We start from the raw sequence: 13,175 nt of genomic DNA on the forward strand, positions 1-13,175 counted from the left end.
ATGCGCGATCGAATGCGTACATCCACCCTCCTGCTGTTGGCGCTCATCCTGCTTCCCGCCGCGTCGGCCGAGGATGCGTCGTCACTTGAATGGGGGCCGGGGCGCGAAGTCCGGGTGGCGACCACGCCATCGCTGCACCCGGTACCCGCTGCACTCGCTGGCGGCACGACGTTGCCAAGCCTGGCCCATGGCTACGCCAATCTGGTTGCACGGCGTTCGCAGCTGCAGTTCCAGGAGCACCAGCATCCCAGCACCGGCGCATCGGTGGCTGCCGTCTGCAGACGCGAAGCGGATCTGGTACTGGTGATTGGCAACCACCTGCAGCCACCCTGCCCCGGCCTGGTGGCATCCAGCACGTTCCGCGGTGGCAAGACGATGCTCGCCGGCCGCAGCGGCGAACGCCTGCCACGCGATATCACGGAGCTGGACCATCAGGTCCTGGCCGTGCTCGAAGGGGGGCCGTATGCGGAATGGCTGGCCGCGCGCCATCCGCACGTCCGCCTGCTGCACCTGGCCGATCGGCACGCCACACTGGCAGCTGTCGAAAGTGGCACCGCCGATCTGGCAATCGGTCTGGAAACGACCCTGCGGCCCCTGATCCGCCGGCATTTCGCCGGGCACCTGCACCTGCAGCCTTTCGACAGCGATTTCTCCACCGACCTGCACCTGCTTGCGCGCCACGAAGATCGCCAGCTGCTGGAGCGCATCGAGCAGGCATTGCACGACATTACGCTGGAGGAACATGCCGGCCTGTTGCAGCTATGGGCCCAACAGGCGGCCCCCGCCTCGCTGGAGCACGTCCTGGACTGGATGCGTCAGCTGCCCCCGCAGTGGCTGCCGGCCCTGGCTGCCGCATTGGCAGTCGCCCCGTTCCTGTGGCATGCCTGGCACAGGCGCCTGCGTGCTGAAGGCCGTGCCCGTGCCCGCGCGATTGGCATGTTGAGCCACGAGGTGCGCAATTCGGCCCAGGCAGTCCTTGCCTCGATCGACCTGCTCAGCCAGCCGTCGGCGCCCATGGGGCAGCGAGAAGCGCTGGCGGCTGCACATGCCGCGGGCTCCTCGCTACGCAACCTGCTCAACCGCTCGCTGGAGTTCTCACGCCTGGCCAGCGGCACCTTCAAGCCGCACGTAGAACCTTGCGACATTGCAGGACTCTGCCGCCAATCGCTGGATGCAATTCGTCCCCAGGCTCGGCAGCGCGGGCTGGCGCTTCGCTTCGACTGCCTCCCCGAGCCCTGCCCCATTGTCGCCATCGATCCGGAAGGACTGCGCCAGATCATCGACAACCTGCTGGGAAACGCACTCAAGTTCACCGACGTCGGCGGCATCGAGCTGCGCCTTCAACTGACGCCAGGCAACCACCCTCGTGAGCTGATGCTGGATGTGATCGACAGCGGAATCGGCATCACTGCAGAGCAACTCACCGTGCTGTTCCAGCCATTCCAGCAGGGCGAAGACGGCAAGGAACGCGGAGGCAGCGGATTGGGACTGATGATCGCGCATGCGCTTGCCCGCGCAATGGGCGGCAACCTGTCAGTGCACAGCGTCCCCGGGCGCGGCAGTCGCTTCACTCTGCGCCTGCCGGTACGCCCCGCCAAGGCCAAGGTCATGTCAGCCGCCAGCGCCGGCGCGGGAACGCCGCTGGGCGGGCTTGAGCTGCTGCTGGTGGAGGACCACGCCCTCAATCGCCGGGTCATCAGCGAGCAGCTGCGCCGCCTGGGTGCCGATGTACACGCGTCTGGCGACGCCGCCAGCGCGCTTGCCGAGCAGGCGGTGAGACCGCGCAGCGTGATCCTGCTCGACATCGGGCTCGGGGACATGGATGGCTATGCGCTGGCCATGCAGTTGCGCAGGCAGGCGCGTGCCCCACTGCGACTGATCGCGCTGTCGGCACGCCGTGATCGTCGGCATGTGGCGCGCTGCCGGAAAGCAGGGTTCGACGCCACCCTGACCAAGCCACTACAGCTTGAGTCACTGCTGCGGGCGCTGGAGCTGCCGGCGACCGGACAGGCCATCGCAATGGGCACAGCCGCAGGCGACCCCGCCTACATCACGGACATCGGCCACGAGCTGCTGCGGATCGAACAGGCCATCGATGCCGCCAGTGCCACTGACCTATGCCATCACGCGCATCGGCTTCAGGGGGCCCTGCAGATATACGGGGCTGCCGCAGAGGCGGACACGGCGGGCGACCTGTGGGAGCTGGGTCGCGACGCCACACCCGACTGGGCCGATGCGCGACGCCTGTTGCGCGTCCTTCAGCAATGGCATGGCTCCCGCACTGCGGAAGCCATACCCGGGGCCTGATCAGGCCGCCAGACGCTCGACCTGGCGACGGGTCAGGTCGTTGAAGCGACCCAGCGACATCAGATGCTGGTGGATCAGCGCCAGCCAACCACTGCGATGCCACTCGATCACAGTGGCTTCCGGCAGCGCGACGAACTTCTCGACGTCGACGACCTGGAAACCATTGAGGTTGAACTCACGACCATCCGGGGTACGCACGGTGGCGTTGCGCTCGACCAGCAGGCCGTTGTCGATCAGGGCCTTGGAGAAGGCCTGGGTCTGTTCGTGCTCACGGGTGAACTGGCCACAGAACTCCAGCGCCTGCTGCACCATGTCGGTGGCCTTGCCATCGACGAACAGCGGCTGGCCTTCGTCACCGCCCTTGACCACGCGCGAGCTCTCTTCGTCGATGCCCAGCAGGAAATCATTGTCCGAGCCGGTGTCGATGAAGATGAAGGGGTGGCGACGCAGGTAGGCCGGGATATAGGCCTCGTCTTCCCACAGGCCATCCTTGATGAACAGGTTCTGGTCGGATACGCCAACGGCAGCCATCGGCACTGCGGTCGGGCCAGCGAAGAGGATCGGGAAGTGGTGCAGCGCCAGCGAGAACTCGCCGAGCACCAGCGGAATGGCGTTGTTGCCCGCGGCAAACTCGAGCCTGCCCGGCAGGATGCGCAGGTCGGCGTGCACATCGGCCTGCAGCGGCACCGGACGGGTGTAGAACAGGGGGGCGTTGCTCGGCGCCGCTTCGGTGGTGGTGTCGCTGGTGGTGGTCATCTTGGGAACCGTTCGATCATGCGCGCCTGCCATCCCGGGCGCGCCAGCGGGAACAACCTGAATCCCGCATTATCAACAAGCTCGATGACAACGGCCACCCCATCGTCGGCCTATTTCAGCTGCAGGGGGTACCGCTGCCAGAGCACATGGACCAGGAAACCGGCCAGTTCGGTGTCACGCGCGCTGACCGCCGCGCGGATCTTGTCCAGCAGCACCATGTCCGAACAGGAGCGCACATCCGCGTGGTTGGCCTGCCCTGCCCGGCGCGCGCGGTAGCGCGCGGCCCGTTGTGCGTCACTCATGGCGTACCCGAACTTGGGCGGACGGCCGCGCTTTCGCGGCAGGGTCAGCTCCAGGGTTCCGGGGTCTTTGTCATCACGCATGAGAAGGGTGCGGGCGGCGGCGAGCAACGGGGGGTGCGCAATTTATCGTGAGGCATCACTTTAATCCAGCCTTTTCTGCAGTTTTGTTGCGATGCAATGCAAAAAAATTGCATCCTGAGGGCCCCATCCACGCATGGCGTGGATCTACTGCAGAGCTCGCGACCCGATCGCCCTCTAGATCACGCCATGCGTGGATGCGCGCCCGAACACAAAAAAGGGGAACCCGCGAACGGGCTCCCCCCACCTTTCCTCATGCAGCGCGTACCGGCTCGTAGCCGTGCAGGTGCGCCTCGCTACTCGCCCGCCCCTGGCTGAGCGAACGCAGCGACGTGGTGTAACCCACCAGCTGCGCCAATGGCGCAAAACCACTGACCTCAGCGCGACCGTCCTGGTCCTCGATGCGGGCGATGCGACCGTGGCGCCGGTTGAGGTCGCCGACCACATCGCCCACCGACGCCGACGGCGAATGCACCGTCACCGCCATCACCGGTTCCAGCAGCTGCGTGCCACCTTCAGCCAGCGCGGCCTTGATCGCCTCGGCACCCGCGCGATGGAACGCCATCTCCGAAGAGTCCTTGGCATGGGTCTGGCCATCGACAAGACTGACCTCGATGCCGACCACCGGATGACCCTGCGGCCCTTCCGACAGCGCGGCACGTACACCCTTCTCCACCGCAGCGATGAAGCTGCGCGGCACCACGCCACCGACGATGCGGTCGTTGAACACCACCTGGTCGTCCTCACGCGGCGACACATCCAGCACCACGTGCGCGAACTGGCCCTGGCCACCGGTCTGCTTGACCAGTCGCCCGACGACGCCGGTCATCGCACGCAGCGGCGTCTCCTGGTAGGCCACGCGCGGCGCACCTACGCCCACGTCCACCTTCCATTCGCTGCGCAGGCGCTCGACCATCACCTCCAGGTGCAGCTCGCCCATGCCCCAGACCAGGGTTTCCGCCGTGTCGCGATCGGTTTCGACGCGGAATGACGGGTCTTCCTGGGCCAGGCTGGCCAGGCCCTGCGCCATCCTGATCAGGTCGGCCGCACGCGCCGGCTCCAGCCGCCACGCCAGCACCGGCGCCTGGGCCTGGATGTTCTCCAGGCGCAGCGGCTGCGCACGGCCGCTCAGCGTTTCGCCACTGACCGCATCCTTCCAGCCCAGTACCGCGACAATGTCACCGGCCACGGCCTGCTCGATGTCGTGGGTCTGGTCGGCCTGCACCCGCACCAGCCGGCTGACACGCCGTCCCTGTGCATGCTGCGAGCTGGCCACTGCGTCGCCCACCTTCAAGGTCCCCGAGTACAGCCGCACGAAGCTCAGCGCGCCGTGTTGCTGGTGGGTGATCTTGAACAGCAGGCCCGCCAGCGGACCGTCCGGATCCGGCGGCAGCACCACCTCGCCGCTCTCGCTTTCGGCGGTCACGGCAGGGCGATCCAGCGGCGACGGCAGGTAATCGACCACCGCATCCAGCAGTGTCTCGATACCCTTGTCCTTGAACGCAGCACCGGCCAGCACGGGCACGCCCGCACCCGCCAGCGTCGCCCGGCGGATCGCCGCGCGCAGCTGTTCGGCATCGATCACGCGACCTTCCAGCCAGGCATCGGCCAGTTGTTCATCGTGATCGGCCACGGCCTCGACCAGCGCATCGCGCTGAGCCTGCCACTGCGCGCGTGCCGCGTCGTCCCACGGGGCCACCGTGGTTGCGGCGCCATCCTGCCACTGCAGCACGCGCTCATCGACCAGGTCGACCCAGCCATTGAAGCCGCTTTCGCTGCCCAACGGCACGCCCAACGCCCACGGTCGCGCCTGCAGTTTGTCCTGCAGCTGCTCCAGCACGCGCTCGAACGAAGCACCGACGCGGTCCATCTTGTTGACGAAGGCGATCAGCGGCACGCGATGGCGACGCGCCTGGCGCCATACCGTCTCGGACTGCGGCTGCACGCCGTCCACGGCCGAGAACACGGCCACGGCACCGTCGAGCACGCGCAGTGAACGTTCGACTTCGATGGCGAAGTCGATATGGCCGGGGGTGTCGATCAGGGTCAGCCGATGCGGCGGCAGGTCACGTGGCGCCCACTGCGCCTGCACGGCGGCCGCGCCGATGGTGATGCCTCGTTCGCGCTCGATCGCCGAGAAATCGGTGGTTGCATTGCCGTCATGCACTTCGCCGACGCGGTGGATTTCGCCGCTTTTCCACAGCAGGCGTTCGGTCAGCGTGGTCTTGCCAGCGTCGATGTGGGCAATGATGCCAAGGTTGCGACGACGGGAAAGGACGTGGGTGTTCATAAAAAAGTTCCTGCAAAGCCAACTTCAGGGGCCGCACACCCCGGTTGGCGACAGGGTGCGCGGCTAGCGTTCGGTCTCAGCGATCTGGTGCATGGCACGTTCTCCTTCGCAGTACTGGGTAGAGTCGAGTAGGTAGCGTCGACTGGGTAGCGTCGACTCACAAAAAACAAAAACGAAAAGAGCGCCCCGCAGGGCGCTCTGTCGAAGGTCCAGCGATGGCCGCTTCAACGGCCTCGTGGGGCTCCAGGCAGACACGCCCGTTCCGCGCTTGCGCGGGTCAGGGTGAAAAACTTCAGGAGCGGCATCCGGTTCATGGGGCGCATTCTAGACCTGCCAATCTGGCGCGCAAGTGAATATTGCACACATTAATAGAACGATGAGGCCGACCGACATCGGGGTCGGATCCCTTTGCCCAAAGCAAAGGGCTCTGACCCCTGCCATGTCCTACTTGCAGTCGTGCAGCTTGCGCGCCTCACCCACGGTCGCAGCCTGGTCGTCGCCCATCGAGATCCACCCCTTCAGCGACGTCGCCGGGTCCATGTGTGGCAGCCGTGCGCCACCGTGGACCACCACTTCCGTCCAGCTGCCCACCGGCGCCAGTTCCGACAGGCGTGCCGCCTGATCGTCCTCGGTACTGAACATGTCGTCCGGGCCCGCCGGAGGCGTGGTATTCACGGTTTCCGTCTTGCGGGTCCGGACCCGAAGTGCACCGTCCGGCAGCCGCTGGGTGATCACCTCGTATCGCTCAACACCATAGGCCCAGCTGTTTTCGCCAACGCTGCGGGTCTCGCTGCCGTCATCGGCCACGGTCACCACCTCGCCTGCCGGCCCGATGACGCCTGCGACAGCCCCCAGGCCTGACATCAGCGCCTGGTAGACGATCATCTGCCGCTGTTCGGAGGTCAACGCACCGGCCTTGAGCTTGGTCGCGGGAATCTTCAGGTACGCCGTCTCCCTGCACAGCACCAGCACCTGCTGGTCGTCCCAGCTCACCGACATTTCCTCGTTGGCGAAGTACTGCGTCTTCATCGACGTCACAGCGGCACCGTCGCTACTGGAATGTCGGGTCTCGATCAGCGAGGCGTTCTCGGCCGCGTCGGTCAGCGAAACCTGAGAGGTCGACGCCGCATTGGCAGCGCAAGCGGAAGCAATCATTGCGGCGAGCAGCACGCTGCAGGTAACGCTGCGGAACATGGCATCAGTCCATTGAAGAAAACGAAGCAATCATGATACCCGGAGCAACCTGGCGGGCCCTCGCTCAGGTCACCACCACCAGCGGCACCCCGCGCCTTGGGTGCTCCAGCACCACCACATCCTGCTGGTACACGCGCTGCAGGTTGTCTTCGGTCAGCACCTGCAACGGCGTGCCGTCGGCCGCCACCCTGCCCTGTTCCAGCAGCACGATGCGGTCGGCATAGCCGGCGGCAAGATTGAGGTCGTGCAGCACCACGATCACGCACGCACCAGCTTCGGCACAGGCGCGCACGCTACGCAGCGTGCGCTCCTGGTGGCGTAGATCCAGCGCAGCGGTCGGCTCATCAAGCAACAGCAGCGGCGTGTCCTGCGCCAGCACGCGCGCGAACGTGGTGCGGGCGGACTCGCCACCGGACAGCTGCTGCACCTCGCGCAGGCGCAGCGCCTGCAGTTCGGCGGCATCGATGGCCGCTTCCACCCGGGCTTCGTCCGTGACCGGGTCCGGCGGGTGTGGCAACCGGCCCATCGCCACCACCTCCTCTACGCTGAAGGCGAAACGAACGCCGTGCTCCTGCGGCATTACCGCGCGCTCGCGCGCCAGCGGCCCGGCCTTGTAGCTGGCCAGCGGTCTGCCCAACAGGCTCACCTCGCCCGCATCGGCGCGCAGGTCGCCGGCCGCTACCGCCAGCAACGTGGACTTGCCTGCGCCGTTCGGGCCAACCAGCGCGGTCACCGTACCCGGCTCGAACGCGAGCGAGATGCCATGCAGGATCTCGCGCTGCTGGCGGCGCACCACCACCTCATGCAGCTTCAGCAACGCGCTCATGGGGCCGCCTTGCGGCGCTGCTGCAGCACCAGCCAGAGGAAGAACGGCGCGCCCAGCGCGGCCGAGAACAAGCCCAGCGGAATCTCCGCCGGCGGATCGAGCGTGCGGGCCGCGGTGTCGGCCACTACGATCAGCAGCGCACCGAGCAGGCCGGACAACGGCAGCAGCCAGCGATGGCCAGGACCGACCAGCAGGCGAGCCACGTGCGGCACCACCAGGCCCACGAAACTGATCGAACCGGCAAACGCCACCGCCGCGCCCACCAGCAGCGCACTGAACGCCACCAGGCGACGCCGCGTGCGGGTCACGTCCAGCCCCAGATGCTGCGCCTGGCGTTCGCCCAGCGCCAGCATGTCCAGTGGCGTGGCCAACCGCTGCAACGCGAACACGCCGATGGCAAACAGCGGCACCACCGCCGCCACATCGGCCCAGTTGGCACGCGCCAGCGAGCCCATCTGCCAGAACACCAGCGACTGCAGTTCGCTTTCGCTGGCGATGTAGGTGAGGAAACCGATCAGCGCCGAGCAGAACGCGGCCATCGCGATGCCGACCAGCAGCAGCGTGGCATTGCCACTGCCTTTGCCGGGCCGCGCCAGCGCATAGGTCAGGCCGATCGCCAGCGCACCGCCAACGAACGCGGCCACCGGCACCAGCCAGCCTGCCGCACCGGCGGCCCCCAGCACGATGGCAGCCACCGCACCCAGCGCAGCGCCCTGGCTGACACCGACGATCCCGGGATCGGCCAGCGGATTGCCGAACAGGCCCTGCAGGCTGGCACCGGCCATCGCCAGCGATGCACCCACCATCGCGCCCAGCAAGGCACGCGGAATGCGCAGCTGCCAGACCACGGCCAGGTCGCGGCTGCTGACCGCCTGCGGATCGAGCAGACCCAGCTTCACCGCCAACGCCTGCATCACCTCCAGCGGCGGCAGCCGCAGCGGGCCCACGGCGAACGAGGCCAGCACCGCACCCAGCAGTGCCAGCAACGCCACCATCAACATCGCCCGCCCGCGACGGCGGCGCCGATCCGCCGGACTCATGCCTTCGGCAACGCCGCCAGGGCCTTGGCCAGCGCCAGCGCGCCAGCACCGGAACCGACACTGGTGTACTTCAGCTGCACGTCCGGCATCACCCAGACCCGATTGGCCTGCCCAGCCGGGGTCTGCTTCAGCGTCGGGTACGCCTTCCACAGGCCCTCAGCACCGCCGAACAGCTGCAGGTCATGCTCGGTCACCAGGATCACCTCCGGCGCCGCGGCGACCACGCCTTCATTGCTCAGCTGCGAGTAGTTCTTCACCCCCGCCTCGGTGCCGATGTTGACGCCGCCAGCCAGCGCGATCAGCTGCGCCGAGGCGCTGTCGGCACCGGCAACAGTCGGTGAGCCGCCAGCGCCGGTGGCCGATACGTGGATCAGTCGTGGCGCATGGCCCAGGCCCTTGCCAATCGCTGCAGCCTCGTCGAGCTGACGCTGCACCTGCGTGGCCAGTGCTTGCCCTGCCTCGGCCAGCCCTAGTGCCGCAGCGACCTTGCGCACCTTGTCCGGCGCTGGCTGCAGGTCATCGATGACTACCGCCGGCTCGCCCACTTCGCGCAGCTTCTTGGCCAGTTCGGTATGGCGGCGCAGGCTGTTGCCGAGGAACAGCGAGCCCTGCAGGCTCAGCACGCCCTCCACGCCAGTGGTTCGGTTGAACAGGAACTGGTGCGGCGCGGCCAGGCCGGCCTGGGTGGTGGTGTTGGTCGGCGCGGCAAAGACCTGCTTGCCCAGCCCCAGTGCTTCGATCACCGCGATGACGTCGTCGCCACCGGCGATGATCCGGCTGGTATCGGCCACTTCGATATCGGCGCCATCGTCGGAATGCACCTTGGCCGGCAGCACCGCCTTCTGGCCGTGCACGGCCGGCATTTCGGCACCTGCCACGCGCTGCCAGCCTGCCGGCAGCGCGGTTTCCGCAGCGGCCGCCGTTGCTGCGGGCGCCTCGGCAGGCGTATTGGCATCAGAGGGAGCCGACGAGCCGCCACAGGCAGCCAGCGCCAGCGAAACAGCCAACGGAAGCGCACACAGGCGCAGACGGGACGCGATGTTCATGCACATTCTCCTTGCTGGCAGGGCGACGCGCACGCCGCCCTGCCCTGTGACTTACTGCTTCGGGGTGATGCGGGTGATGCGGTCACCCTTCGGGTCTTCAGCGCCGCGCGACTTGTTCACCGCGAACACGTTGCCCTTGCCATCGGCGCGGACGTGGTTCGGCAGCGTGCCGCCATCAAGATTGGCGACCACCTTGCCGTCACCGTTCACCACGGTGACCGTGCCAGCACCACGGTTGCTGACGTAGGCCAGGCCGGAGGCATCATCGAAGGCGACGTTCAGCGCGCCGGCGCCGACCGGCACATCGTGCAGCACCTTGCCGGCGGCCACGTCGACGATCAGCAGGTTGTCGGTGCCCTGCGAGGCCACGTACAGGCGGTTGCGCGCCGCGTCGAAGGCCACGCCCGAGGCACTGATCGAATTGCCCAGATCGATGACCTTCTCGACCTTGCCGCTGGCCACATCGATCACTGCCGCCTCCGGGGTGCCGATGCTGACGGTGAACAGCTTGCCGCCCTTCTCATCCAGCACCAGGCTCATCGGGGTGAACTTGCCGTCGTCCACGCCGGATTCCAGCGTCACCTGCGGCAGTTCCTTGAAGGTCTTCGCATCGAACACCGACAGGTGGTCCTCGCCGGTGGCAGAAGCGAACACCTTGCCGCGCGTGCCGTCGACCACCACGTCGCGCGCGTGCGGCACGGCATCGACCGGGAACTGATGGACCAGCGACAGGTCCTTCTGGCGATAGACCGCGATGGAATTCTGGCGGGTGTTGGTGACCCAGACATTGCCGTTGGCGTCATCCACGCCCACGCCGTAGACCGCGTACACCGCGCCATTGGTGCTGCCCGGCACCTGCGCCGGGGTGATCGCCTTGGTCACCTTCAACGACTTCGGGTCCAGCTTCAGCAGCTGCGACTGTGTCACCGGCGGGCGACCCACCGCCGAGGTCACGAACACTGCGTTGCTGGCGGCGCTATAGGCGGACTGGTACAGGCCCGGCACCAGCTTGTTGGACTGGGTGGCGAACTGCGCCTGGCCGGACAGCGGCAGCTGCGGCGAAACGCGCAGCTTCAGCACGGTGGCCGCAGCCGGTTGGCTGGCGCGCACCACAACCGGATGGGTGCCCGGCACCGCGTCGGCCGGAATGCTCAACTGGGCCTTGAAGTTGCCATCAGCATCGACCACCAGCGGCTGCGCGTTGAGCACGCTGTCACCGCGCAGCAGGCTGACCTTCTGGCCCGGCACGAACCCACGGCCGACCACGTCGGCAGTGCTGCCGGGAACCACGTTCTCACCGCGTGAGACGACTTCACCCTTGAAGGTGGCGTTGGCCGGCTGGTCGAACACCGGCTGCGCGGTGGCGGTCACCGCCAGCAACAGGCCGGCGGCGAGAGAGGTGAGACGGAAGGACGGACGGAACGACATGGAAGGCTCCTTGCACACGTAGGCCGCGCCACGTGACGCGGGATTCATCGGTTGCCTGGGCCGCTGCACGCCGGCAGCCTCGCCTGGGTAGTGGGGTCGCACGGCATCGCGTGCGAAGGAATTCACTCGGCGGCGTTGTCACCATCCGTGGGGACACCGTCACCGGCGCTGCGGTCGGTCACGCCGTACAGTTCATGCAGCGCGGCATGGAACGAGGCCGGCAGCATCGGGCCGTGTCCCAGCCCCGGGAACTCGCGGTACTGCACGCTCATGCCCGGCACCTTGGCCAACCGCTCGGACAACTGCATCGCCGCGTCCGGCGTGGCACCGCCAATGCGGCGCAGGTGCGCGACCACCCGTGGGTTGCTCAGGTCGCGCTTGCCACGATCGCCAACACGCTCGGCACCGCCCAGCATCAACCAGAGCTTTGCGGGCTGGCCATGCACGTTCTGCACGAACTGCTGTTCCGGATCACCCAGCGCCGCGCCCTGACTCCACCACAGCGAGGGACTGGCCGCCAGATAGAACTGGAAGGCGGCGGGACGGGTGTACAGCGCATTGAGCACGAACAACCCACCCAGCGAATGACCCCACAGCGCTTGCTGCTGCGTATCGATGCGTGCGCGACGCTCGACTTCCGGCTTGATGCGGCGTTCGATCACATCCAGGAAGGCCGCAGCACCACCGCCGACCGCCTGGGTCGTACCGCTCTCATCGTCGGCGCGGTCGATCCACGCGGTGTAGTCGCGGGTGCGCGCCTTGGAATCGATGCGCAGGTCGTTGTCGTAGCCGATCAGCACCAGCACCGGCGGCGCCTTGCGCGCGGCCAGTTCGGCCAGCAGCGGCTGATCCAGCACCATGGCCACGGCATTGCCGTCCAGCGCGTAGAGCACCGGAGAGGGCGTCTTGCCGGCCTTGGCCGGAATTGCGAGGTTCACCCGCCAGCGGCGTTGCTGGTCGGGACTGTCCACCACGAAATGCTCGAAGCGATAGCTGGCCGCCGGCTCGTCGAGTACGGTATGGCCGATCTTCTGCAGCGGATTGCGCTGCTGCGCATGGGCGTACGGGGTGGCCAGGAGCAGACCCATCATCAAGGCGGCCAGGCCGCGGGCCAGCGGACCACGGCGCGAAGGCGGGACGAAATGCATCATCAGCGGCGGCAGGAGCGACCGATGGCCGCCGGTTCATAGGGGACCGCAGTCTACCTTAAACGCGAATGATTATCACATCGATCAAACGTCACACTGTGTATCACGCGCGCGATACGTTCATTTTCCCGGTTGCACCGGAAACACTGAATCCACTATTTTGCCCGGCAGCGGGGCGCAGGAGCGCCCTACCCTCGCAGGGCTGCGGATGGATGGGTGATCGAGCCATCGGCCGCGCCCTGTCTATTGCCAAACCTATCCACGCATGGCGTGGATCTACTGACCACCACCCACGGGAATGGATCCCGTGACTGCGAGAACACCTTGAAGCGCACCACCCTGATCGCCCTTTCCCTTGGCCTGCTCGCACCGCTGGCCGCCCATGCCGCACAGGACCTGCCAACGCTCTACCAGGCCTTTGAAGAGGCCGGCAATTCGTCGCTGGGCATGGACCAACTCAACCAGACGGTGACATTCACTGCCGTAGCACTGAGCGTTTCCAGCAACCTGGCGGGCGAGCCACTGATCGAGGCCGGCGATGACCAGGGCAATGTCCTGGCCCGGCTGACCAGCGACGACGAACAGGAGGCGGCCAAGCTGGGCGCACTGGAAGAAGGCGCGACCTTCACCGCCAGCTGCACGTTGCAGTTCAGCTCGGGCACCGATTACCTGTCCTTCGGCGATTGCACCATCAAGTAAAGATGAAGCCGGCAAAATGCCGGCTTCATTTCTTTGCCTCTGTAGCGTCGAGCCATGCTCG

Annotated in this window: 11 protein-coding genes; 2 read left to right on the plus strand and 9 right to left on the minus strand. The window is 66.9% G+C overall.

Going from position 1 to position 13,175, the window contains the following annotated elements; genetic code table 11:
* Positions 1-2,307, plus strand: coding sequence for an ATP-binding protein (locus tag JLDANKMP_RS21240; RefSeq protein WP_212562050.1), 2,307 nt, complete (start codon positions 1-3; stop codon positions 2,305-2,307).
* Here JLDANKMP_RS21240 and JLDANKMP_RS21245 read toward each other — a convergent pair whose 3' ends face one another.
* From JLDANKMP_RS21245 to JLDANKMP_RS21285, 9 genes are all read right to left on the minus strand, one after another.
* On the minus strand, positions 2,308-3,063 hold the full coding sequence (locus tag JLDANKMP_RS21245; protein WP_005409617.1) for a SapC family protein: 756 nt from the start codon (positions 3,061-3,063) through the stop codon (positions 2,308-2,310).
* A gap of 110 nt (positions 3,064-3,173) precedes the next feature.
* Positions 3,174-3,446, minus strand: a complete 273-nt coding sequence (locus JLDANKMP_RS21250; RefSeq protein WP_005409616.1) for a hypothetical protein — start codon at positions 3,444-3,446, stop codon at positions 3,174-3,176.
* A 250-nt stretch (positions 3,447-3,696) separates the two neighbouring features.
* A complete protein-coding gene (gene fusA, locus JLDANKMP_RS21255; protein WP_212562051.1) occupies positions 3,697-5,733 on the minus strand; it encodes an elongation factor G in 2,037 nt (678 codons plus the stop codon).
* Between the two features lie 444 nt (positions 5,734-6,177).
* Positions 6,178-6,927 (minus strand): hypothetical protein, encoded by a 750-nt coding sequence (locus JLDANKMP_RS21260; protein ID WP_212562052.1) that lies wholly within the window; start codon positions 6,925-6,927, stop codon positions 6,178-6,180.
* A gap of 64 nt (positions 6,928-6,991) precedes the next feature.
* Positions 6,992-7,753, minus strand: coding sequence for a heme ABC transporter ATP-binding protein (locus JLDANKMP_RS21265; protein ID WP_212562053.1), 762 nt, complete (start codon positions 7,751-7,753; stop codon positions 6,992-6,994).
* On the minus strand, positions 7,750-8,793 hold the full coding sequence (locus JLDANKMP_RS21270; protein WP_212562054.1) for an iron ABC transporter permease: 1,044 nt from the start codon (positions 8,791-8,793) through the stop codon (positions 7,750-7,752). The genes JLDANKMP_RS21265 and JLDANKMP_RS21270 overlap by 4 nt, the downstream gene beginning before the upstream one ends.
* Positions 8,790-9,839, minus strand: a complete 1,050-nt coding sequence (locus tag JLDANKMP_RS21275) for an ABC transporter substrate-binding protein (RefSeq protein ID WP_111188285.1) — start codon at positions 9,837-9,839, stop codon at positions 8,790-8,792. Before JLDANKMP_RS21275 ends, JLDANKMP_RS21270 begins: the two co-directional genes overlap by 4 nt.
* Positions 9,840-9,890: 51 nt before the next feature.
* Entirely contained in the window at positions 9,891-11,267 is a 1,377-nt protein-coding gene (locus JLDANKMP_RS21280; protein ID WP_088428734.1) for a YncE family protein, read from the minus strand.
* Positions 11,268-11,389: 122 nt separating this feature from the next.
* Entirely contained in the window at positions 11,390-12,418 is a 1,029-nt protein-coding gene (locus JLDANKMP_RS21285) for an alpha/beta hydrolase-fold protein (RefSeq protein WP_212562055.1), read from the minus strand.
* Between the two features lie 321 nt (positions 12,419-12,739).
* Here JLDANKMP_RS21285 and JLDANKMP_RS21290 point away from each other — a divergent pair, with 321 nt between their 5' ends.
* Positions 12,740-13,114: a hypothetical protein gene (locus JLDANKMP_RS21290; RefSeq protein WP_212562056.1), complete on the plus strand. Its 375-nt coding sequence runs from the start codon at positions 12,740-12,742 to the stop codon at positions 13,112-13,114.
* The last annotated feature ends 61 nt before the right edge of the window (positions 13,115-13,175 follow it).

This window comes from Stenotrophomonas sp. PE591 (assembly GCF_018320795.1).
In the GTDB taxonomy this organism is placed as follows: Bacteria; Pseudomonadota; Gammaproteobacteria; order Xanthomonadales; family Xanthomonadaceae; genus Stenotrophomonas; species Stenotrophomonas maltophilia.

Excerpts from the sequence above, each read along its gene's own strand:
- JLDANKMP_RS21240 (WP_212562050.1), top strand. The coding sequence starts at position 1 with ATGCGCGATCGAATGCGTACATCCACCCTCCTGCTGTTGGCGCTCATC.
- JLDANKMP_RS21245 (WP_005409617.1), bottom strand. The coding sequence starts at position 3,063 with ATGACCACCACCAGCGACACCACCACCGAAGCGGCGCCGAGCAACGCC.
- JLDANKMP_RS21250 (WP_005409616.1), bottom strand. The coding sequence starts at position 3,446 with ATGCGTGATGACAAAGACCCCGGAACCCTGGAGCTGACCCTGCCGCGA.
- fusA (WP_212562051.1), bottom strand. The coding sequence starts at position 5,733 with ATGAACACCCACGTCCTTTCCCGTCGTCGCAACCTTGGCATCATTGCC.
- JLDANKMP_RS21260 (WP_212562052.1), bottom strand. The coding sequence starts at position 6,927 with ATGTTCCGCAGCGTTACCTGCAGCGTGCTGCTCGCCGCAATGATTGCT.
- JLDANKMP_RS21265 (WP_212562053.1), bottom strand. The coding sequence starts at position 7,753 with ATGAGCGCGTTGCTGAAGCTGCATGAGGTGGTGGTGCGCCGCCAGCAG.
- JLDANKMP_RS21270 (WP_212562054.1), bottom strand. The coding sequence starts at position 8,793 with ATGAGTCCGGCGGATCGGCGCCGCCGTCGCGGGCGGGCGATGTTGATG.
- JLDANKMP_RS21275 (WP_111188285.1), bottom strand. The coding sequence starts at position 9,839 with ATGAACATCGCGTCCCGTCTGCGCCTGTGTGCGCTTCCGTTGGCTGTT.
- JLDANKMP_RS21280 (WP_088428734.1), bottom strand. The coding sequence starts at position 11,267 with ATGTCGTTCCGTCCGTCCTTCCGTCTCACCTCTCTCGCCGCCGGCCTG.
- JLDANKMP_RS21285 (WP_212562055.1), bottom strand. The coding sequence starts at position 12,418 with ATGATGCATTTCGTCCCGCCTTCGCGCCGTGGTCCGCTGGCCCGCGGC.